The following is a 21121-nucleotide window of genomic DNA, read 5'->3' as shown; positions in this document are numbered from 1 at the left end:
CTACGCCGCGACGAGATACGAGAAGACGGACTCGAGGGACTCGTCGGACGGCGAGACCGTGAGCAGCCGGATGCCGTGGTCGCGGGCGACCTTGGGCAGCAGGGCCGTGAAACGGCCGAAGTCGACGGCCTGGATGCGCAGCGCTCCCTCGGCGAGGTCCACCTCGATGCCGGACGTCGACGGATCGGCGATCAGCGCCGCCGCGAGGGCGCGGTCGTCGCTGGAACGCACCAGGTAGCGGTGCGGTCGGTCGGTCATCAGGCGGCGGATCTTGCGGAAGTCGCCGCTGGCCGCGTGGCGTCCGGCGACGATGACCTCGATGTGCCAGGCGAGCTGCTCGACCTCTTCGAGGATGTGCGAGGAGAACAGCACCGTGCGGCCCTCGTCGCCCATGCGGCGCAGCAGGTCCATCAGCTGCATGCGCTGGCGCGGGTCCATGCCGTTGAACGGCTCGTCGAGCAGGAGCAGCGAGGGCTGGTGGACGAGGGCGGAGGCCATCTTCACGCGCTGCCGCATGCCCTTGGAGTACGTGGCGATCTTCCGGTCCTGCGCGTACTCCATCTCGACGGTGGCGAGCGCCTCCTGGGCCGCCTTGGCGCCCAGGCCGTGCAGTTCGGCGTTGGCGAGGACGAACTCGCGGCCGGTGAGGAAGTCGTACATCGCCTCCCGTTCGGGGACGACGCCGATGTGCTTGTAGATGGTCTCGTTGCGCCAGACCTGCTGCCCGTCGAGGGTGACGGTGCCGGTGGAGGGGGCGAGGAAGCCGCCCATCATGTTGATGAGGGTGGACTTCCCCGCGCCGTTGGGGCCGAGGAGGCCGGTGACGCCGGGGCCGATCGTCATGGTGATGTCGTTGACGGCGACCACGTTGCCGAACCAGCGGGAGACGTGGTCGATGTTCAGCGTGGTCACAGTCCCACCTTCTTGTAGCGGCGCATCAGGAGCCCGTAGGCGCCGGCGATCAGGCCCAGGGTGACGAGGACGTACACCGCGCCCTCCGCGGTGCCCGGTCCGCTTCCGCCGGGGAAGGAGGACGTGGCGCCCAGGAAGGCGGACTGCACGCCGTCGATGAGGGTGATCGGCGAGAACAGGCCGATCCAGGCGATGGATCCGGAGCTGTCCTGGACGTCCGCGATGGCCTGGAGGGTGGAGACCGCTCCGTAGGTGATGGTCAGGACGGCGATGACGGCGGCGATGCCGAAGCCGCGGCGCGGGGTGACCGAGGCGATGACCAGGCCGAGGCCGGCGAAGAGCAGCGAGAGAAGTGCCACGGAGACGAGTCCCTGTGCGAACCCCTTGGTCTGGTCCGCGAAGTCGAGTTCGGCGAGCAGGGCGCCCGCGTAGAGCACCAGCAGCGGGGCGGCGGTGAGGATGAAGAGCGCCGAGGCCAGTGCCGCGTACTTGGCGCGGACGTAGTCGGACGTCTCGATGGGCCGCGAGAAGTAGAGCGGCACGGTCTTGAAGCGCAGGTCGCGCGAGACGGACTGGGGTGCCTGGGCGGCGACGTAGAGGCTGATGACGGCCTGGAGGACGATCGCGTAGCGCGTGTAGTCCAGGGGCAGGTCGTTCGCCTTGGTGGCGACGGCCACCGCGACCATGATGCCGGCGGGCAGGCACATCACCACGAACAGGAGCATCGGCAGGACCTTGGACTTGGCCGAGCGGCCGAGGCCGTAGGCGCCGCGCAGGGACTGCGAGTACAGGGAGCGGCGGGCGTAGGCGCGGCCGAGGCGGGGGCCGTCGTAGCTGCGGTAGCCGATGTTGTGGATGCGTGTCTGGTCGCCCGGCATCGTGGCCGGTGCCTGCAGGGGCTGTTCAGTCGCCATGGCCGACCGCCTCCTTCCGTGCTGCGTCGCCGTCCTTGAAGACCTCGGAGATGTGGTGCCTGCGCTGCTCCATGCGCACCAGGCCGAGACCGAGGTCCGCGATGACGTCGCGGACGAGGTCGTACGTCTCGTCGCCCAACGCGCTCAGCAGCAGGACGTGGCCGGCGCCGGGCAGCCCGCTGCCGTCCTCGGTGGTCACCCCGCGCGCGTGGAGCGCGTCGCGGACCGCGCGGGTGCCGTCGGGGTGCTCGTCGGTGTCGGTGACCTCGATCGCGAGGGTCGTCGTGGTCTGGGTGAAGTCGGTGGTGGAGCTGGAGCGCAGCAGCTTGCCGCCGTCGACGACGACGACGTGGTCGCAGGTGCGTTCCAGTTCGCCCAGCAGGTGCGAGGTGACGAGGACCGAGATGCCGAAGTCGGTGTGGACGCGGCGGATGAGGCCGAGCATCTCGTCGCGTCCGACCGGGTCGAGGCCGTTGGTCGGCTCGTCCAGGAAGACCAGCTGCGGATCGTGGACGAGGGCCTGCGCGAGCTTCACGCGCTGCTTCATGCCGGTCGAGTAGCCCCCGATGGGGCGGTAGCGCTCCTCGTACAGGCCTACGTGGCGCAGTGTGTCGGCGGTCCGTTCCCGCGCGGCGGTCGGCGGCAGGCCGGACATGCGCGCCATGTGGACGACGAACTCGGTGGCCGAGACGTCGGGCGGCAGGCAGTCGTGTTCCGGCATGTAGCCGACCCGCTCGCGGATGTCGGCGCCCTTGGTGGCGACGTCGAGACCGAGCACTTCGGCCCGGCCCTCGGTGGCGGGGGACAGACCCAGCAGGATCTTGATCAGAGTGGACTTGCCGGCGCCGTTGGCGCCCACGAGTCCGGTCACACCGGGTCCGATGTCCACGGAGAGCCGGTCGAGCGCGGTCACCCGGGGGAACCGCTTGCTCAGGCTTTCGGTCGCGATCACAGTCACATCCACGACAGTAGTGACGTCCGCCACTTCGGTCGTCAGACCGAAGAGCCGTCTTGGGGTCAGACTCGAGTAGTACGGGCCCGTAGGGGATGCCGTACCTGAGGGTCATGGTGCGGGCTCCGGGAGCCATGTCGCGACGCCCTATTGACGCTGGGTCTAACAACTGGGAGATTCGGCGGTGTCGCGTGCCGGACGAGCAGGGCGGTCGGCGGGGGCCGCCGGGACGGGTGGCACGGGGAGCGCCTTCTGGCTGGACGACGGGCTGCCGCGCGTGCGGCAGCCGGGCGGAGGAGAGATGACGGTGCTGGACGGTGCGCGGGAGCGCTGGGTGCGCTCGGGCGATGTGGAGCTGTGCGTGGCCGAGCTGGGCGACCCGCGGCAGCCGACGGTCGTCCTGGTCCACGGCTACCCGGACAGCAAGGAGGTCTGGTCCGAGGTGGCCGCCCGCCTCGCCGGCCGGTTCCACGTGGTGCTCTACGACGTCCGGGGCCACGGCAGGTCCAGCGCGCCGAGCCCGCTGCGCGGCGGGTTCACGCTGGAGAAGCTGACGGACGACTTCCTGGCCGTCGTGGACGCGGTCAGCCCGGACCGGCCCGTGCACCTGGTGGGCCACGACTGGGGCTCGGTGCAGTCCTGGGAGTTCGCCACGGTCGGGCGCACCGAGGGCCGCATCGCGTCCTTCACCTCGATGTCGGGGCCGTCCCTCGACCACTTCGGCCACTGGATCAACCGGCGGATCAAGCGGCCCACGCCCCGCCGGGTGGGCCAGCTCCTCGGCCAGGGCGCCAAGTCCTGGTACGTCTACCTGCTGCATACACCGGTGCTGCCCGAACTGGCCTGGCGCGGCCCGCTCGGCAGGCGCTGGCCGGGGATCCTGCGGCGCGTGGAGCAGGTGCCCGGCGGCGACTACCCGACCGCGTCCCTGCCGGCGGACGCCGCGCACGGAGCCTGGCTGTACCGGGACAACGTCCGGCCCCGGCTGCGGCACCCGCGCGACGACGCCCACGCCCACGTGCCCGTCCAGCTCGTCACGCCCCTCGGTGACGCGTTCCTGTCGGAGCGGCTCTACGACGAGCTGGAGCAGTGGGCGCCGCAACTCACCCGCCGCACCCTTCCCGCCAAGCACTGGGTGCCGCGCACCCGGCCCGACCGGCTGGCGGACTGGATCGCGGAGTTCGTCACCACCGTCGAGGACGGGCGGACCGAGGTGACGGCGAGCGGCAGGCACGCCGACCGCTTCGGCGGTCAGCTGGTCCTCGTCACCGGTGCGGGCAGCGGCATCGGGCGGGCGACGGCGCTCGCGTTCGCGAAGGCCGGCGCGCGCGTGGTGGCCGTCGACCGGGACGCCGGGTCCGCGGCCCGCACCGCGGAGCTGTCCCGGCCGGCCGGTGCCCGGCAGGCATGGGCGGAGACCGCCGACGTCTCCGACGAGCAGTCCATGGAGAAGCTCGCGGCCAGGGTCGCCGCGGAGTACGGCGTGGTGGACGTCCTCGTGAACAATGCCGGGATCGGCCTGTCGGGCTCCTTCCTCGAGACCACACCGGAGGACTGGAAAAAGGTCCTCGACGTCAATCTGTGGGGCGTGATCCACGGTTGCCGCCTCTTCGGCCGTCAGATGGCCGAGCGGGGACAGGGCGGCCACATCGTGAACACCGCCTCGGCGTCCGCCTACCTGCCCTCCAAGGCGCTGCCCGCCTACAGCACCTCCAAGGCGGCCGTGCTGATGCTGAGCGAGTGCCTGCGCGCCGAGCTGGCCGGGCAGGGGATCGGCGTCACGGCGATCTGCCCCGGTCTCGTCAACACCGGCATCACCTCGACGGCACGCTTCACCGGGGTGGACGCGGACGAGGAGAAACGCCGGCAGCGGCGCGCCGCCCGGCTGTACGGGATGCGCAACTACCCGCCGGAGAAGGTCGCCGACGCGATCCTGGAGGCCGTGGTGCACGACCGGGCCGTCGTCCCGGTCACGCCCGAGGCGCGCGGCGCACACCTCATGTCCCGCTTCCTTCCGGGGGCGTTGCGCAGGCTCGCCCGGGTGTCGCCGCCGCTGTAGTTTCCACAGGAACGCCCCTGAGACCTGTGGACAACCTCATGTAGCTGTGGATCAAACATCCGGCGGCAAACCGATCGCGTGATGCGCGTCTCTCCCGGCACCCTGGTCGTATGGACAGAGAGCAGAGGGACGACAGACGCGCCGTGAAGGTGTCCAAGTACCTGTCGAAGCACCTGCGGCACCAGCCGGGCCGCATAGGGCTCACGCTCGACGAGGCCGGCTGGGTCGAGATCGGCACACTGATCGCCGCGGCCGCCGCGCACGGCTTCCACTTCACCCGGCAAGAGCTGGACCACGTGGTCGCCACCAACGACAAACGGCGCTTCGCCGTCGAGGGCACCCGCATCCGGGCCAGTCAGGGCCACAGCATCGACGTGGAACTCGGACTGCCCGCGGCGGATCCGCCTCCGTACCTCTACCACGGGACCGTGGCCCGCTCCCTCGACGCGATCCGCGCCGAGGGGCTGCGCCCCATGAACCGGCACGACGTTCACCTCTCACCGGACCGGGAGACCGCCACCCGGGTCGGCGCCCGCCGCGGCCGGCCGGTCGTGCTGTCGGTGGACGCCGCCGCCATGCACCGTGACGGCCACGTCTTCCACGTCAGCGCGAACGGGGTCTGGCTGACCAAGGCCGTGCCTCCGCGCTATCTCCGCTTCCCCGGCCCGCGCTGACCCCGCATGATCGAAGGCATGGATCATCTGCCCACCACCGAATCCGCCGTGGCCGCCCTCGTCACCGTCGCCGCGGAGTACGCGCGTGAGATCGAGGTGACCCATGACATCGGCGCCGACCAGACCTCCCGCCGCAGCGCCGCGGGCCTGGGCGTGACCACTGACCCCGACGGCTCCCTCCCCCACGAGGCCTTCGTCGAGTTCGGCGGGGTGCCCCGGGTGAGCGTGCGGCTCTTCCCCGAGGACGACGCGCTGATCACCGTCGACACCGTGGAGTGTCCCGACATCCCGCGCGACGACGTGCCCGCATTCCTCCGCTCCGTCTTCGGCGGCCTGGCCCATGTCCGGGCCCGCCGCTTTCCGCCCGGCTACCGCCTGGTCGTGCCGCTGCCCGGCGATCGCGCGCACAAGGAACTCGTACCGATGGTTCTCCTCACCCCATGGCTGAGCAGCCGTGTGCGATGACGGCAGCGGCTGTTTCACGTGAAACCTGGTCGTCCGCATAGGCTCGGCGGCATGAGCCTGCGCCTGAGCACCGTGATCCTCCCGTACCGCCGCTGGCACGAGGGCGGCCGTTCGACCTGGACGCGCGCCGAGCAGCTCGGTTTCCACAGCGCGTACACCTACGACCACCTGTCCTGGCGGAGCTTTCGGGACGGCCCGTGGTTCGGTGCCGTGCCGACGCTGACCGCCGCCGCGGCCGTCACCGAGCGGATGCGCCTGGGCACCCTGGTGACCTCGCCGAACTTCCGGCACCCGGTGACGCTCGCCAAGGAACTGATCTCCCTCGACGACATCTCCGGCGGCCGGGTCACCCTGGGCATAGGAGCGGGCGGGACCGGCTTCGACGCCACCGCGCTCGGTCAGGAGCAGTGGACGCCGCGCGAGCGGGCCGACCGGTTCGCCGAGTTCCTCCAGCTGCTCGACCGGCTGCTCACGGAGGAGGCGGTGTCGTACCGGGGCGACTTCTACTCGGCGCACGAGGCGCGCAACATCCCCGGCTGTGTGCAGCGGCCCCGGCTGCCGTTCGCGGTGGCCGCCACCGGCCCGCGCGGAATGCGGCTCGCGGCGCGGTACGGGCAGGCGTGGGTGACCACCGGTGATCCGAAGCTGTACGAGAGCGGCACTCCGGAGCAGTCGGTCCAGGCCCTGCGGGGGCAGACCGAGAAGCTGGCCGACGCCTGCGACGCGATCGGCCGCGACGTGGACGAGCTCGACAAGGTGCTGCTCACCGGCTTCACACCGGACCGCGGCCGGCCGCTGGAGTCCGTGGACGCGTTCGTGGACTTCGCGGGGCGCCATCGGGACCTGGGCTTCACCGAGATCGTCGTGCACTGGCCGATCCCCGGTTCGGACTTCGCGGCGGACGAGAAGGTCTTCGAGGAGATCGCCCTGGAGGCGCCGGCGCAGCTGGGATGACCCCCGGCGGGTCGGTCCGGCCGGGGCGGACGTGCCGGAGGCGGCCGCCGGGAGGGGTGTGCCTTCCGGGAGGGGGGCTTGCCGGAAGGGAGCGGCGCCGATGAGAGCCGTAGCTCACAGATGTGCGGACTCCCGCACGGGCGTGCGGGCATATGCGTGACAATGGCCGGGTGACCTCAGCGACCCGACAGCCCGAGACCCCGGCCGCCGCCGTGCGCCCGCGACTGATCGCCACCGACCTGGACGGCACGCTGCTGCGCGACGACAAGTCGGTCTCCCCGCGCACGGTCGCCGCGCTGGCGGCCGCCGAGAAGGCGGGGATCGAGGTCTTCTTCGTCACCGGCCGCCCCGCCCGCTGGATGAACGTCGTCAGCGAACACGTCCACGGCCACGGCCTCGCCATCTGCGGCAACGGCGCGGCCGTCGTCGACCTGCACGGCGGACCCGGTGCCCACCGCTTCGTGAAGGTCCGCGAGCTGGCCCGCGAGAACGCGCTGGACACCGTACGGCTGCTGCGCGACGCGGCCCCCGGCACGTTGTACGCGGTGGAGCAGACGTACGGCTTCCACCAGGAGCCTGCGTACCCGAGGATGCACATCGAGGTGCCCGACACCCTCGCGCCCGCCGAGGAACTGCTGGCACCGGACGGACGCGCCGCGGCCGAGCCGGTCCTCAAGATCCTGGCCTTCCACCCCGACCTGGAGCCGGACGCCTTCCTCGCGCTGGCCCGCATCGCCATCGGCGACCGCGCCAACGTCACCCGGTCCAGTCCCAGCGCCCTGCTGGAGATCAGCGGCCCGGAGGTCTCCAAGGCCAGCACGCTGGCCCTGTGCTGCGCCGAACGCGGCATCTCGCACGAGGAGGTCGTCGCCTTCGGCGACATGCCGAACGACGTCGAGATGCTCACCTGGGCGGGGCAGTCCTACGCCATGGGCAACGCGCACCCGGACGTGATCGCCGCCGCGTCGGGGCGGACGGTCGCCAACAACGACGACGGGGTGGCCGTCGTGATCGAGCGCATCCTGGCGGAGATCCCGTGACGACCGGGGCCGGGGCACGTACCGGCCCCGGTCAGAGCGGCGTCCCGCGCCGCTTCAGCCAGGGCACCGGGTCCAGGGCCGAGCCCGCCTCCGGTGTGACCCGCACCTCGAAGTGCAGGTGCGGCCCGGTGGAATTGCCGGTGCTGCCCGACTGTCCGATCCACTGCCCCGGCCGGACCCGCTCCCCCTGGTCGACGGCGACGGCGGCGAGATGGGCGTACTGCGTGTAGTAGCCGTCCGGGTGCCGGAGGACGACCTGGATGCCGAAGGCGCCACCGCACGACACCTTCACCACCCGGCCCGCGCCGACCGACCGCACCGGTGTCCCGACCGGCACCGCGAAGTCCTGCCCGGTGTGACGGTTCGCCCACCGCGTCCCGCCGCTGCCGAAGGACGCCGACAGTTCGTACCTCTCCACGGGGGTGACCCACGCCTGTGAGGGGCGTGGCTCCGGCTGGTCGAGGCGGACCGCGCCGGGGCAGGAACCGGCCGCCACCGAGGCATCCGCCTCCCCTTCCAGCCGGGCTCGCGCCGCCAGCAGCTTTTCCTCGATCTCCGCCCTGAGCTGTGCGAGCTCACCGTTCCGTTCCTCCAGCGCCTGCCAGGCCGCGGTCGCCCGGGCCCCGTCGGCGGCGAGCCGGGCCTCGGCCCGCCGGCTCCGGTCGACGGCTCCGCCGACGGCCCGACCGGCCCGGCGCAGCTCCTGCTGGCCGCGCATCAGCCCGTCCGGGTCGTCGGCGAGGATCATCCCCGCGGTGAGCGGAAGGCCGCCGCCGCTGCGGTACTGGGCGCGGGCGATGCTGCCCAGGTCATCGTGGACCGCGGCGATCTCCTGCCGCTGCTCGTCGAGCAGGTCCTCGTAGTGCTGGGCCTTCGTCCGCTGCGCCTCGGCCTCGCGCCGGCCCTGTTCGTACCGCTGGGTGGCCCTGGCGGCCTCCTCGTACAGCCGTGCCACCCGCGTGCCGGCGGCAGTGGCGGAACCGTCGCCCCCGTCCGTGGCGCGGGTGGGGCGGGCGGCGAGCACGGCGAGTGCGCACAGCACCACCGGAACGAGCAACGAGCGACGGCGAGGTGAGCGCATGCTGGCGATCGTGGCCCGCGGACGGGCCCGCGGTCCTGTCCGCGTCGTTCGGGCGGGTGACCGGTTGCTGCACACGGCCCAGCGCGGTTGCTGCACCCGGGGCGACGCGCCCCCTGACGCCGCCTCAGTACGGTGCCTCCCACAGCACCGTCGTCCCGTTGCCGTCCGTGCCGATGCCGGGTCCGACGCGGCTGCCACCGCCGAGGGTCTCCGCGCGGCGTTCGTGATCGCGCAGGCCACTGCGCCGGCCGCCCTCGGGCACGCCGGCGCCGTCGTCCGCGACGGTCAGCCGGGCCCCGGCCGCCGCCGCGTTCGCGGTCACCGGGCTCCCACCAGCAGCTCCGCCGCCGCCTCCCGCTCGGCCATCGTCCGCAGCGGTCCCTCCACGGCCGTCAGCTCCGCGTACGTGCCCCGCTGCACGACCCGGCCCCCGTCCAGCACGACCACCTCGTCCACCGCGTCCAGACCCGCCAGCCGGTGCGTGATGAGCAGGGTCGTACGGCCCTCGGTCGCGGCCAGCAGGTCGGTGGTGAGCGCGTCGGCGGTCGGCAGGTCGAGGTGCTCGGCCGGCTCGTCGAGCACGAGAACGGGGAAGTCGGCGAGCAGCGCCCGGGCCAGCGCCAGTCGTTGCCGCTGCCCGCCGGACAACCGCGCCCCGTGCTCGCCGACCAGCGTGTCCAGGCCGTCGGGCAGGCTGTCGGCCCAGTCCAGCAGGCGGGCCCGCGCCAGCGCGGCGCGCAGCTCGGACTCCGTGGCGTCCTTCCTGGCCAGGAGCAGGTTCTCGCGCACGGAGCTGTCGAAGAGATGCGCGTCCTGCGCGCACAGCCCGACCAGCCGCCGTACGTCGTCGCCGGTCAGGGCGCCGGCGTCCGTGCCGGCCAGGGTGTAGGAGCCCGCGCCGGGGTCCAGGAACCGCAGCAGGACCTGGGCCAACGTCGTCTTGCCGGAGCCGGACGGTCCGACCACGGCGACGCGGCGGCCCTCCGTCAACGTCAGGTCGAGTCCCACGAGGGCGTCCCGGCCCTGCCCGGGATGGCGCGCGGCCAGTCCGCGGAGGACGACCGGGAACGGTGCCGCGGGCGCCTGCCGTGGCCGCTCGGGTTCGCGTACGGGCTCGGGCGCGTCCAGCACCTCGTACACCCGCTCGGCACTCCTGCGCACGCGCTGGCGGTACTGCACGGCGAGCGGCAGTCCGAGGACCGCCTCGAACGCGGCCAGCGGGGTGAGGAGCACGACGGCCACGGCCACACCGGCGAGCCGGCCGTCGGCTACCGCCCGGACGCCGGTGAGCGCGGTGCCCGCGACGGTCAGGCCGGAGACCAGCGCGACGAGGCCGTCCCCCAGCGCGGTGGCCGTGGCCGCGCGCGAGGCGATCCGGGTGAGCGTGCCGTCGGCCCGTCGCGCCTCGGCGGCCCGCCCGGGCAGGGCCCCGGCGACGGTCAGTTCGGCGGTGCCGGTGAGCAGGTCGGTCACCCGGGTGGCCAGTGCGCCGCGAGCGGGGGCCAGCCGGTGCTCGGCCCGCCGTGCCACGGCCCCGGTGATGAGCGGGACACCGACTCCGGCGGCGAGCAGCCCGGCGGCGAGTACGGCACCGGCCTCCGGAAGGAGCCAGGCCGTGAAGCCGACCGATGCGGCACAGACGGCCACCGCCGTACCCGCGGGCAGCAGCCAGCGCAGCCAGTAGTCCTGCAGCGCGTCGACGTCGGCGACGAGCCGGGACAGCAGGTCGCCCCGCCTGCTGCGGCGCAGACCGGCGGGCGCCAGCCGCTCCAGCCGCCGGTAGACGGCGACCCGGGTGTCGGCCAGCATCCGCAGCACGGCGTCGTGGGAGACGAGCCGCTCGGCGTAGCGGAACACGGCCCGCCCGATCCCGAAGGCGCGGGTCGCCGTCACGGCCACCATCAGGTACAGCACCGGCGGCTGCTGCGAGGCCCGCGAGATGAGCCACCCCGAGGTGGCCATGAGCCCTACGGCGCTGCCGAGGGCGAGGCTGCCGAGGAGCAGTGCGAGGCCCAGCCGACCGCGCCGGGCGGCCGACATCGCGCGGACCCTGGCGAGGAGGCCGGCCGAAGGGCCCGGCGCCGGTTCCGTCGTGCTCCGACCGTCGGTGGAAGCGGTGACGGTGGCACCGGATTCCTCCGCGGACGGCCGGTCGGCCGTGGGCCTCGGGACAGCGGCGGCCGCGGGAGCGGAGACCGGTTCGTCCAGGCGCACCACGCGGTCGGCCACCTCCAGCAGGGCCGGCCGGTGCACCACCAGCAGCACGGTCCGTCCGGCCGCCAGTCTGCGCACGGCGGCCACGACCTCGGCCTCGGTCGCCCCGTCCAGGGCGGCAGTCGGCTCGTCGAGCAGCAGCACCGGCCGGTCCGCGAGGAACGCCCGGGCCAGCGCGATCCGCTGCCGCTGCCCGGCGGACAGACCGGCGCCGTCCTCGCCGAGCACGGTGCCCGTCCCCTCCGGCAGCGCGTCCACGAACTCCAGTGCCCCGGCGTCGCGCAGCGCCCGCCGTACGGCCGCGTCGTCCGCCTCGGGGCGGGCCAGCCGTACGTTCTCGGCGACCGTGCCCGCGAACAGGTGCGGACGCTGCGGCACCCAGGCGACGCGAGCGTGCCACTGCGCCGGGTCGAGGCCGGTGAGGTCGGCACCGCCGATCCTGATCCGCCCCTCGCGTGGCCGGACGAAGCCGAGGAGGGCGTGGAGAAGCGTCGACTTGCCCGCCCCGCTCGGCCCGACGAGCGCGACCGTCTCACCGGGCTCGACGACGAGGTCCACGTCCGACACGGCGTCCGCGGTGCGCCCGGGGTGGCGCACGGTCACGCCCTCGAAGGACAGCGCGCCGTCCGCCGGCACCGGCCCGTTCCCCAAGGCGGGCGCGGGCGTCTCCAGCACCGAGAAGATCTCCTCGGCGGCGGCGAGTCCCTCGGCTGCCGCGTGGTACTGCGCCCCCACCTGCCGCAGCGGCAGATAGGCCTCGGGCGCGAGCACGAGCACGACCAGGCCGTCGTACAGGGCCATGTCGCCGTGGACGAGCCGCATGCCGATGGTCACGGCGACGAGCGCCACCGAGAGCGTGGCGAGCAGTTCCAGGGCGAAGGAGGACAGGAAGGCGATCCGCAGGGTCCGCATGGTCGCCTGCCGGTACTCGCCGGTGATGCGCTTGATCGACTCGGCCTGTGCCTTGGCCCGTCCGAACACCTTCAGCGTCGGCAGCCCCGCGACCACGTCCAGGAAGTGTCCGGACAGCCGGGACAGCAGCCGCCACTGCCGGTCCATCCGCGCCTGCGTGGCCCAGCCGATCAGCATCATGAAGACCGGGATGAGCGGCAGGGTGGCGACGATGACGGCCGCCGAGACCCAGTCCTCGGTGACGATCCGTGCCAGCACCGCCACCGGCACGACCACCGCGAGCCCCAGCTGCGGCAGGTAGCGCGAGAAGTAGTCGTCGAGGGCGTCGACGCCCCGGGTGGCCAGGGTGACGAGCGAACCGGTGCGCTGTCCGCTCAGCCAGCCGGGGCCGAGGGCGGTCGCCCGCTCCAGCAGCCGGCCCCGCAGCTCCGACTTCACGGCCGCGCTCGCCCGGTGCGCGGCCAGTTCGGTGAGCCAGCCGACCAGAGCCCGGCCGCAGGCGACGGCCACCAGCAGCAACAGCGGGGTGCGGAGTTCGGCGGCCGTCATGCCGTGCTGGAAGGCGCCCACCACCGTTTCGGCGATGAGCATCGCCTGGGCGACGACCAGCCCTGCACCGACGGCGCCCAGGGCGACGACCGCCACCAGGAAGAAGCGGGTGGCGCGGGCGTACCGCAGCAGCCGTGGATCGATCGGTTTCACGTGAAACACACCCCGCCGGACTCAGTGCGCGGCTTCGGCGATGTGCTGGGTGCCGATCCGCTTGCGGAACACCCAGTACGTCCACCCCTGGTAGAGCAGGACGACCGGTGTGGCGATCGCGGCCAGCCAGGTCATGATCTTCAGGGTGTACGGGCTGGACGAGGCGTTGGTGACGGTCAGGCTCCAGTCCGCGTCGAGCGTGGACGGCATGACGTTCGGAAAGAGCGTCAGGAAGAGCATCGCCACGGCGGCCACGATGGTGACCCCGGACAGCGCGAAGGCCCATCCTTCGCGTCCCGCCTGATTCGCCGCCAGCGCGACGACCAGGGCGGCGACGGCCACCACCAGCGCGACCAGGCTCGTGCCGTCGCCGCTGTCGGCCTGCGTCCACAGCAGGAAGGCGAGGGCCAGCACGGCGGCGACGAGACCCACCCGCAGCGCCAGTGCCCGCGCCCGCCCGCGGATCTCACCGACGGTCTTGAGCGCGGTGAACACCGTCCCGTGGAAGGTGAACAGGGTCAGCGTGACCAGACCGCCGAGGAGGGCGTACGGGTTCAGCAGGTCCCAGACGGTGCCGACGTACTCCAGGTCCCGGTCGATCTTCACCCCGTGCACGATGTTGCCGAAGGCGACGCCCCACAGGAACGCCGGGATCAGCGAGGTCCAGAAGATCGCGGTCTCCCAGTTGCGCTGCCAGCGCTCCTCGGGCCGCTTCACCCGGTACTCGAAGGCGACGCCCCGGACGATCAGGCAGAGCAGGATGACCAGCAGGGGCAGGTAGAAGCCGGAGAAGAGGGTGGCGTACCACTCGGGGAAGGCGGCGAAGGTCGCACCGCCGGCCGTCAGCAGCCACACCTCGTTGCCGTCCCAGACGGGACCGATCGTGTTGATCAGCACCCGCTTCTCGGCCCGGTCGCGGGCGAGCAGCCTGGTGAGCACGCCGACCCCGAAGTCGAAGCCCTCCAGGAAGAAGTAGCCGGTCCACAGGACGGCGATCAGGACGAACCAGACGTCGTGAAGTTCCATGACTGTGCAGCTCCCTCGGCCTAGTACGAGAAGGCCATCGGCTTGTCGGCGTCACGGGAGTCGCCGCCGATCTTCGTGGGCGGGTTGAGGTCGGCCTCGGTGAGCTCGGGCGGGCCGGCCTTGACGTACTTCACCAGCAGCCTGACCTCGATGACGGCCAGGACGGCGTAGAGCAGGGTGAAGGCGATCATCGAGGTCAGGACCTCGGCCGTCGAGACACCGGGGGAGACCGCGTCGCGGGTCTGGAACAGGCCGTAGACGACCCAGGGCTGGCGGCCCATCTCGGTGAAGATCCAGCCCCAGGAGTTGGCGATCAGCGGGAAGGCCATCGTCCAGACCGCCAGCAGCCAGTACAGCCGGGAGAGCTTCGACCCGAGCGGCTTCTTCAGCAGCACCAGGTGGGGCACCTCGTCGTCACCGGTCCGCCAGGCCGCCGGCAGCATGAACTTCTTGCGGGTCAGCCAGAGCCCCAGCAGGCCGAGCGAGAAGGAGGCCATGCCGAAGCCGATCATCCAGCGGAAGCCCCAGTAGGAGACGGGGACGATGGGCTTGTAGTCACCGGGTCCGAACTTCTGCTGCTCGGCCTTGTTGGTGTCGTTGATGCCGGGCACGTACGAGTCGAAGTCGCTGTGGGCCAGGAAGGAGAGCAGGCCGGGGATCTCGAGCGCGACCTCGTTGTGCCCCTCGTCGACGTCGCCGTAGGCGAAGACGGAGAAGGGAGCCGGCTGCTCGCCGTCCCACAGGGCCTCGGCGGCGGCCATCTTCATCGGCTGCTGCTCGTACATGACCTTGCCGAGGGTGTCTCCGCTGATGGCGGTGAGCAGACCGCCGACGGCCAGGGTGACCAGGCCGAGCCGCAGCGAGGTGCGCATCACGGGGATGTGCTTCTTGCGCAACAGGTGGAAGGCGGCGATGCCCGCCATGAAGGCGCCACCCGTCAAGAAGGCCGCCGAGAAGCTGTGGAAGACCTGGTTGAGGGCGGTGTTCTGGGTGAGGACCTGCCAGAAGTCGGTGAGTTCCGCCCGGCCCTTCTCCTCGTTGATCCGGTAGCCGACGGGGTGCTGCATCCAGGAGTTGGCGGCGAGGATGAAGTACGCCGACAGCAGCGTGCCGATCGAGACCATCCATATGCAGGCCAGGTGCACCTTCTTCGGCAGCTTGTCCCAGCCGAAGATCCACAGGCCGATGAAGGTCGACTCGAAGAAGAAGGCGATCAGCGCCTCGAACGCGAGCGGCGCACCGAAGATGTCACCGACGAAGCGGGAGTAGTCGGACCAGTTCATGCCGAACTGGAACTCCTGCACGATGCCGGTGACGACACCCATGGCGATGTTGATCAGGAAGAGCTTGCCCCAGAACTTCGTCGCCCTGAGGTACTTCTCCTTCTCCGTGCGCACCCAGGCGGTCTGCAGCCCGGCCGTGAGGGCGGCCAGCGAGATCGTCAGTGGCACGAAGAGGAAGTGGTAGACGGTCGTGATGCCGAACTGCCATCGCGCCAGTGTCTCCGGCGCCAGAGCCATGTCCACGTCGTCGGCCTCCTTGCATCGCCGTGGTTCCGGCAGTTTGTGCGTGTATGCGCCACCTATCTCGGGAGCAACCAGACACGCTTGTGAACGCGTTCACATTCACAAGCAATTATGACCTACAGCTTTTCGACACCGGAAGGGGGGTCCCCTGTGACGTCAACCCCTTGGCAAGAACTTCAACATCTTGTTGAATCCGCGGCATGGACACCACGGACACGCAGGAGCAGTACGCACGGATACGCATCTCGTGGCCCGCGGGTCACCTCACCGCGACCCTCGAGGACACCCCCACCACGCAGGCGCTCCTCAAGGCCCTGCCGCTCACCGCCTCCGCCCACACCTGGGGCGAGGAGGTGTACTTCGACACGGGTGTGTCGGTTTCACGTGAAACGGACGCCCGTCAGGTCGTCGAGCCGGGCACCGTCGCCTTCTGGACCGACGGCGACGCACTGGCTCTTCCGTACGGTCCCACGCCGATCTCGCGAGGAGACGAGTGCCGCCTCGCGAGCCCGTGCAACGTCCTCGGCCGCCTCGACGGCGATCCCCGTCGGCTGGCGACGGTGCGCGACGGCGACCCGGTACGCGTGGAGGCGGTGAACGCCTGACGCCCACCGCTCCGGTGAACGCCTGACGCCCACCGCTCCGGTGAACGCCTGACGCTCACCGCCTCGTCAGATCTCCTTGCGGAACGCTTCCGACACCTTCAGGAAGATGTCGTTCGCCTCGCTCTCCCCGACCGTCACCCGCACACCCTCACCCGGGAACGGCCGTACGACCACGCCGGCCCGCTCGCACGCCTCCGCGAAAGCGACCGTGCGCTCCCCCAGCCGCAGCCACACGAAGTTGGCCTGGGTCTCCGGCACCGTCCAGCCCTGCGCGCGCAGGCCGTCGACCACACGGTTGCGCTCGCAGACCAGCGAGCCGACCCTGCCGATCAGCTCGTCCTCGGCCCGCAGCGAGGCGATCGCCGCCTCTTGGGCGATCTGGCTCACGCCGAAGGGAACGGCCGTCTTGCGCAGCGCGGCCGCCACCGGCTCATGGGCGATCGCGAAGCCGACCCGGAGGCCGGCGAGGCCGTACGCCTTGGAGAAGGTCCGCAGCACACAGACGTTGGGACGCTCCCGGTAGATCTCGACGCCGTCCGGCACCTCGGGGTCGCGGATGAACTCGCGGTAGGCCTCGTCGAGGACCACGAGCACGTCGCTCGGCACCCGGTCGAGGAAGCGTTCCAGCTCGGCCCGCCGCACCACCGTGCCCGTCGGGTTGTTGGGGTTGCAGACGAAGATCAGCCGTGTCCGGTCGGTGATCGCGGCGGCCATGGCGTCCAGGTCGTGCACGTCGCCCGGCGTCAGCGGCACCTTCACGGACGTCGCCCCGCTGATCTGCGTGATGATCGGGTACGCCTCGAAGGAGCGCCAGGCGTAGATCACCTCGTCGCCGGGGCCGGAGGTCGCCTGGAGCAGTTGCTGCGCCACGCCGACCGACCCGGTGCCGGTGGCCAGGTGGGAGAGGGGGACGCCGAACCGTTCCGCCAGCTCGGCCATCAGGCCCGTGCAGGCCATGTCCGGGTACCGGTTGAAGGACGAGGCCGCGGCCGTGACCGTCTCCATCACGCCCGGCAGCGGCGGGTACGGGTTCTCGTTGGAGGACAGCTTGTAGGCCACCGGCCCGTCCGCCGCGGCGGGCCTGCCCGGCTTGTAGGTGGGAATACCCTCCAGCTCGGCGCGCAGCTTGGGGCTCGTCTCGCTCACCGCAGTCCTCCTCGTGACCACCACCGGCATCGAATACTCCTCACCCTATGAGGATTCGGCGTCACTGCGTATAGGGACGGCCAGACCTCCTCCGTCACACTGGCATCAGGGGCATCGGCATACGAAAGCGCATGATTCGGGGGCGCGCCGCACATATATCTACGCGCCGGTGGCTCGCGCCGTGGCGCGCATCCCTCGTGCAGGTGAGTTGCAACCTCTTCGCAACATCGGCCAGCCGGCAGGTCCTCGCTCGCCGACACGGCAGATACCAGAGTTCAAGTGGCCAACTACCTTTTCTTTCAAGGATGCTACGGCCTCATGATCATGCAGAAACGTACCTGTCAACGCGTGCATATGCGTCCGCCCTACCCCACCGCATGAGCCCTACTATCGGCTCGCCATGACAGCAGCAGGGAAGCACCAGGTGAGCCGCGCGGAAACCTCACGTCGAGGCAGTCGGCCGGGCCGGGCGGGCATCAGAGACGTGGCCGCCGCCGCCGGAGTATCCATCACGACCGTCTCCGACGCCCTCAACGGCAAGGGCCGACTCCCGGATGCCACCCGGCGCCACGTCCGCGAGGTCGCCGACCGGCTGGGCTACCGGCCGTCGGCCGCCGCCCGTACGCTCCGCACCGGCAAGTCGGGACTCATCGGCCTGACCGTGACGACGTACGGGAATGAACCTTTCACCTTCACCGAGTTCGCGTACTTCGCCGAGATGGCGCGCGCCGCCACCTCCGCCGCGCTCGCCCGCGGATACGCGCTCGTCATCCTCCCGGCGACCTCCCGCCACGACGTGTGGTCCAACGTCGCGCTGGACGGCACGGTCGTCATCGACCCCTCCGACCAGGACCCGGTCGTCGGCGAACTGGTCCGGCAGGGCTTACCGGTCGTCTCCGACGGCCGCCCGGCCGGCGCGCTTCCCGTCACCGCCTGGGTCGACAACGACCACGAGGCCGCCGTACTCGGCATCCTCGATCACCTGGCCGCCGCCGGCGCCCGCCGGATCGGCCTGCTCACCGGCACCACCACCGATACGTACACCCGCCTGTCGACCACCGCCTACCTGCACTGGTGCGAGCGCGTCGGACAGGACCCGGTCTACGAGGCCTACCCGGCACACGACCCGTGCGCGGGGGCGGTGGCCGCCGACCGGCTGCTCGCCCGGCCCGACCGGCCCGACGCCGTGTACGGCCTCTTCGACCCGAACGGCACCGACCTGCTCGCCGCCGCCCGCCGTTACGGCCTGCGCGTCCCGGAGGACCTGCTGCTGGTCTGCTGCAGCGAGTCCACGGTGTACGCCAGCACCGAGCCGCCCATCACCACCCTGTCGCTCAAGCCCCGCCGCATCGGCACCGCGGTGATCCAGCTCCTCATCGACGCCATCGAAGGGCTCGACTCGGAGCAGACCGTCGAGCAGGTGATACCGACGGAACTGATCGTGCGGACGTCGTCGCAGCGCCGCCCGCCCCGGACGACGGTCAGCCCGCCGCGGTCACCCGAGCGCGAGTAGGACCGGGTCGACCGGAACGCGCCCGACCGGAGGAGACCACACCGGACAGGCCCCGACCGGTGAGGATCACGCCGACGTCACGGACGGGCGAAGACCGACCCAATCGGGGCGAAAGCCGCGGTGAGCCGGAGTCCTGCTCCGATTCACCACCCCTGGGTCATCACACAGAGCGATCCGCATTCCTATGATGGGCCCACACACCGCGGGCCGCTGCGACCAGGCAGTCCGAAGCGGTGCAGATGCGGCGCGATGGTGGAGGGGTCGATGACTCAGGGGGCCGGTCAGGGACCCGAGGTGGAGCGGACGGCGACGGTGCGCGACTTCCGGGTACCCGCGTACGTCCACGAAGCCGCTCCGTACGCCACTTCCGGCACGCACCCGGGCGAGGTCGCTCCCCCCTCCGAGGAGGGGTACGGGGAGGCCTATCCGGAGGGGTACACACCCACTCAGCGCGATCTGCCCATCATCCGTAGGGGTGACACGGTCCAGGTGTCCGTCGACCCCGAACCGGCCCCGGCGGCGCAGCCCGCCACGGGCCAGGGACCGCTGTTCGTCGTCGGCGACGTGCACGGCTACCTGGACCAACTGGTGGCCGCCCTCCAGGAGAAGGGCCTCATCGACTCCGCCGGCCAGTGGTGCGCGGGCACCTCTCGCCTGTGGTTCCTCGGCGACTTCACCGATCGCGGCCCGGACGGCATCGGCGTCATCGACCTGGTGATGCGGCTGTCCGCCGAGGCCGCCGCGGCCGGCGGCTACTGCAAGGCGCTGATGGGCAACCACGAGCTGCTGCTGCTCGGCGCCAAGCGGTTCGGCGACACCCCCGTCAACTCCGGCGCCGGCACCGCCACCTTCCATGCCGCCTGGCTGCTCAACGGCGGCCAGAAGACCGACATGGACCGCCTGCAGGACCATCACCTCCAGTGGATGGCCCGCCTCGACGCGCTCGAGGAGGTGGACGGGCACCTCCTCGTCCACTCCGACACCACCACCTACCTCGACTACGGCCGTTCCATCGAGGAGGTCAACGACACCGTCCGCGAGACGCTCACGCGCAACGACGCGGAAGAAGTGTGGGACCTGTTCCGCAAGTTCACCAAGCGGTTCTCCTTCCGCGACGAGGGCGGCGCCGACGCGGTGCGCTCACTGCTGGACACGTACGGCGGCACCCGTATCGTCCACGGGCACAGCCCCATCCCCTACCTCCTGGGCGAGGTCGGCTCCGAGGACGGCGAGGACGACACCCGTACCGCGGTCGAGGGGCCCCACGTCTACGCGGACGGGCTGGCCATCGCGATGGACGGCGGCGTGACGATGGCCGGAAAGCTGCTGGTCCAGCAACTCCCGCTGGACTCCTGACCGTTCGCCGGGCCGTCCTCACCCCGGCGGCGGCCCCGCGGGCCGGCACCCAATTTCTGGAAACCCCCTGTCACCGCGCGCCGTCACCGCTCTACCATCGGCTTATCCGTAGCAGGCTCCCCTCCGTTTCTGCCCGACGGCTCGTTGGCATGCGAGCCCCAAGCCCTACGGAGCATCGGGGGATGCACATGAACAGCGTTCCGCAGCATCTGTCGAACGAGGACCGCCAGGAGTACGAGCGGATCCTCGACGAGGCGCTGCGCTCCGCACCACACCGACCGGAACTGACCGCTGTCGGACAGCGGCTCAACGCCGAACAACTGCGCACCATGGCACTCGACGCCACCGCCCTGATCACGGCGGCGGCCACCACGGAGTACCAGCACTACGTGAAGGTCCGCGAGGAACTGCGTCACCGGGCGCCGGCCCCCTCGTGGTCCGCGCGCGATTCCGGATCCGACGACCCGGACACGGGCGCGGTGGGTCTCGCCGTCACCGTGGGGGAGGCCGCCGAGGCCACCGGTGCGGGCGCGGGCGCGGTCGTCGCCGTCCTGGCGCCCGTCCTGGCCGGCACCGCCGCGGCGATCTTCCTGCTCGTGGGCTACGTCCTGAGGGTGATCGACCCGGGACAGGCGTTCGCGCAGACCATGATCACCACGGGATGGGTGTTCGGTGGTGTGGCCGCCGTCGCCGTCCTCGTCGCGGGGGCGGGGCTGCTGCTCACCGCGCTGCGCAACCGGCCCTCCGCCGAGTCCGGCCGCTACGGCGAACTCGACGGGGAGGTGGCCCGGGCCAGGGAGGCCTGGCACGACGCCCTGCTCGAACGCGGCATCCTGCCGTTCCTGCGAGAGGCACTCGTCGATCCGGACACGGCGGTCGCGCTGCACCCGACGGGACCGGCGGCGCCTGCGAGCCGGATGCCCCACCTCGGCTACGACCGTCCGGGGTTCACGAGTCCCGACGACGGCCGGGAGGGTCCGCGTCCGAGCTACTCGAGCCCGGACTACAGCAGCCCGGACTTCGGCGGCCCGGAGCACCGGTCCGAGTAGCCACCGGCCAGGGCGGGCAGG

Annotated in this window: 18 protein-coding genes; 9 read left to right on the top strand and 9 right to left on the bottom strand. The window is 71.6% G+C overall.

The features are described 5' to 3' along the window. Genes ACZ4V6_RS08805 through ACZ4V6_RS08795 form a run of 3 tightly spaced genes read right to left on the bottom strand, consistent with a single transcriptional unit; the run spans position 1 to position 2778 of the window. Positions 1–912: an ABC transporter ATP-binding protein gene (locus tag ACZ4V6_RS08805; protein ID WP_467824085.1), complete on the bottom strand. Its 912-nt coding sequence runs from the start codon at positions 910–912 to the stop codon at positions 1–3. Continuing rightward, positions 909–1826: an ABC transporter permease gene (locus ACZ4V6_RS08800; protein ID WP_467824082.1), complete on the bottom strand. Its 918-nt coding sequence runs from the start codon at positions 1824–1826 to the stop codon at positions 909–911. The genes ACZ4V6_RS08805 and ACZ4V6_RS08800 overlap by 4 nt, the downstream gene beginning before the upstream one ends. Then, positions 1816–2778, bottom strand: a complete 963-nt coding sequence (locus ACZ4V6_RS08795) for an ABC transporter ATP-binding protein (RefSeq protein WP_467824079.1) — start codon at positions 2776–2778, stop codon at positions 1816–1818. The genes ACZ4V6_RS08800 and ACZ4V6_RS08795 overlap by 11 nt, the downstream gene beginning before the upstream one ends. A gap of 301 nt (positions 2779–3079) precedes the next feature. Here ACZ4V6_RS08795 and ACZ4V6_RS08790 point away from each other — a divergent pair, with 301 nt between their 5' ends. The 5 genes from ACZ4V6_RS08790 to ACZ4V6_RS08770 all read left to right on the top strand — a co-directional run bounded on the left by ACZ4V6_RS08790 (position 3080) and on the right by ACZ4V6_RS08770 (position 7970). Next, positions 3080–4837: an SDR family oxidoreductase gene (locus tag ACZ4V6_RS08790; protein WP_467824077.1), complete on the top strand. Its 1758-nt coding sequence runs from the start codon at positions 3080–3082 to the stop codon at positions 4835–4837. 110 nt (positions 4838–4947) lie between these two features. Continuing rightward, positions 4948–5511, top strand: coding sequence for an RNA 2'-phosphotransferase (locus ACZ4V6_RS08785; RefSeq protein WP_467824074.1), 564 nt, complete (start codon positions 4948–4950; stop codon positions 5509–5511). Between the two features lie 6 nt (positions 5512–5517). Further along, positions 5518–5976: a hypothetical protein gene (locus tag ACZ4V6_RS08780; RefSeq protein WP_467824071.1), complete on the top strand. Its 459-nt coding sequence runs from the start codon at positions 5518–5520 to the stop codon at positions 5974–5976. A 51-nt stretch (positions 5977–6027) separates the two neighbouring features. Continuing rightward, complete coding sequence (locus ACZ4V6_RS08775) at positions 6028–6930, top strand: LLM class flavin-dependent oxidoreductase (protein ID WP_467824069.1); 903 nt, start codon at positions 6028–6030, stop codon at positions 6928–6930. Between the two features lie 152 nt (positions 6931–7082). Further along, complete coding sequence (locus ACZ4V6_RS08770; protein ID WP_467824067.1) at positions 7083–7970, top strand: Cof-type HAD-IIB family hydrolase; 888 nt, start codon at positions 7083–7085, stop codon at positions 7968–7970. 31 nt (positions 7971–8001) lie between these two features. Here ACZ4V6_RS08770 and ACZ4V6_RS08765 read toward each other — a convergent pair whose 3' ends face one another. From ACZ4V6_RS08765 to ACZ4V6_RS08745, 5 genes are all read right to left on the bottom strand, one after another. Next, positions 8002–9051 carry a peptidoglycan DD-metalloendopeptidase family protein gene (locus ACZ4V6_RS08765; protein ID WP_467824065.1) on the bottom strand — a complete coding sequence of 350 codons (1050 nt, stop codon included), beginning with the start codon at positions 9049–9051 and terminating at the stop codon, positions 8002–8004. Positions 9052–9175: 124 nt separating this feature from the next. Continuing rightward, positions 9176–9373: a hypothetical protein gene (locus tag ACZ4V6_RS08760; protein ID WP_467824063.1), complete on the bottom strand. Its 198-nt coding sequence runs from the start codon at positions 9371–9373 to the stop codon at positions 9176–9178. Further along, entirely contained in the window at positions 9370–12879 is a 3510-nt protein-coding gene (gene cydD / locus ACZ4V6_RS08755) for a thiol reductant ABC exporter subunit CydD (RefSeq protein WP_467824060.1), read from the bottom strand. The genes ACZ4V6_RS08760 and cydD overlap by 4 nt, the downstream gene beginning before the upstream one ends. A 21-nt stretch (positions 12880–12900) precedes the next feature. Next, positions 12901–13905, bottom strand: coding sequence for a cytochrome d ubiquinol oxidase subunit II (cydB, locus tag ACZ4V6_RS08750; RefSeq protein WP_467824057.1), 1005 nt, complete (start codon positions 13903–13905; stop codon positions 12901–12903). Between the two features lie 20 nt (positions 13906–13925). Continuing rightward, positions 13926–15431, bottom strand: a complete 1506-nt coding sequence (locus tag ACZ4V6_RS08745) for a cytochrome ubiquinol oxidase subunit I (RefSeq protein ID WP_467824054.1) — start codon at positions 15429–15431, stop codon at positions 13926–13928. 200 nt (positions 15432–15631) lie between these two features. Between ACZ4V6_RS08745 and ACZ4V6_RS08740 the strand changes: the two genes are divergently transcribed. Continuing rightward, on the top strand, positions 15632–16036 hold the full coding sequence (locus ACZ4V6_RS08740) for a cyclophilin-like fold protein (RefSeq protein WP_467824052.1): 405 nt from the start codon (positions 15632–15634) through the stop codon (positions 16034–16036). Positions 16037–16102: 66 nt separating this feature from the next. Here ACZ4V6_RS08740 and hisC read toward each other — a convergent pair whose 3' ends face one another. Further along, positions 16103–17182, bottom strand: coding sequence for a histidinol-phosphate transaminase (gene hisC / locus ACZ4V6_RS08735; protein ID WP_467824050.1), 1080 nt, complete (start codon positions 17180–17182; stop codon positions 16103–16105). 400 nt (positions 17183–17582) lie between these two features. Between hisC and ACZ4V6_RS08730 the strand changes: the two genes are divergently transcribed. From ACZ4V6_RS08730 to ACZ4V6_RS08720, 3 genes are all read left to right on the top strand, one after another. Continuing rightward, positions 17583–18695 (top strand): LacI family DNA-binding transcriptional regulator, encoded by a 1113-nt coding sequence (locus tag ACZ4V6_RS08730; protein ID WP_467824047.1) that lies wholly within the window; start codon positions 17583–17585, stop codon positions 18693–18695. 249 nt (positions 18696–18944) lie between these two features. Next, a complete protein-coding gene (locus ACZ4V6_RS08725) occupies positions 18945–20051 on the top strand; it encodes a metallophosphoesterase (RefSeq protein WP_467824044.1) in 1107 nt (368 codons plus the stop codon). 182 nt (positions 20052–20233) lie between these two features. Continuing rightward, entirely contained in the window at positions 20234–21100 is an 867-nt protein-coding gene (locus ACZ4V6_RS08720) for a hypothetical protein (RefSeq protein WP_467824042.1), read from the top strand. Positions 21101–21121 lie beyond the last annotated feature (21 nt).

It is taken from the genome of Streptomyces sp. NPDC029152 (genome assembly GCF_055564355.1).
The sequence above is the reverse complement of the archived record's forward strand: the minus strand, read 5'-3'. Positions and strand labels throughout refer to the sequence as shown.

Coding starts and splice junctions, on each gene's coding strand:
- ACZ4V6_RS08800 (WP_467824082.1), bottom strand. CDS start 1,826: ATGGCGACTGAACAGCCCCTGCAGGCACCGGCCACGATGCCGGGCGAC.
- ACZ4V6_RS08790 (WP_467824077.1), top strand. CDS start 3,080: ATGACGGTGCTGGACGGTGCGCGGGAGCGCTGGGTGCGCTCGGGCGAT.
- ACZ4V6_RS08785 (WP_467824074.1), top strand. CDS start 4,948: ATGGACAGAGAGCAGAGGGACGACAGACGCGCCGTGAAGGTGTCCAAG.
- ACZ4V6_RS08780 (WP_467824071.1), top strand. CDS start 5,518: ATGATCGAAGGCATGGATCATCTGCCCACCACCGAATCCGCCGTGGCC.
- ACZ4V6_RS08775 (WP_467824069.1), top strand. CDS start 6,028: ATGAGCCTGCGCCTGAGCACCGTGATCCTCCCGTACCGCCGCTGGCAC.
- ACZ4V6_RS08770 (WP_467824067.1), top strand. CDS start 7,083: ATGCGTGACAATGGCCGGGTGACCTCAGCGACCCGACAGCCCGAGACC.
- ACZ4V6_RS08765 (WP_467824065.1), bottom strand. CDS start 9,051: ATGCGCTCACCTCGCCGTCGCTCGTTGCTCGTTCCGGTGGTGCTGTGC.
- cydB (WP_467824057.1), bottom strand. CDS start 13,905: ATGGAACTTCACGACGTCTGGTTCGTCCTGATCGCCGTCCTGTGGACC.
- ACZ4V6_RS08740 (WP_467824052.1), top strand. CDS start 15,632: ATGGACACCACGGACACGCAGGAGCAGTACGCACGGATACGCATCTCG.
- ACZ4V6_RS08730 (WP_467824047.1), top strand. CDS start 17,583: ATGACAGCAGCAGGGAAGCACCAGGTGAGCCGCGCGGAAACCTCACGT.
- ACZ4V6_RS08725 (WP_467824044.1), top strand. CDS start 18,945: ATGGTGGAGGGGTCGATGACTCAGGGGGCCGGTCAGGGACCCGAGGTG.
- ACZ4V6_RS08720 (WP_467824042.1), top strand. CDS start 20,234: ATGCACATGAACAGCGTTCCGCAGCATCTGTCGAACGAGGACCGCCAG.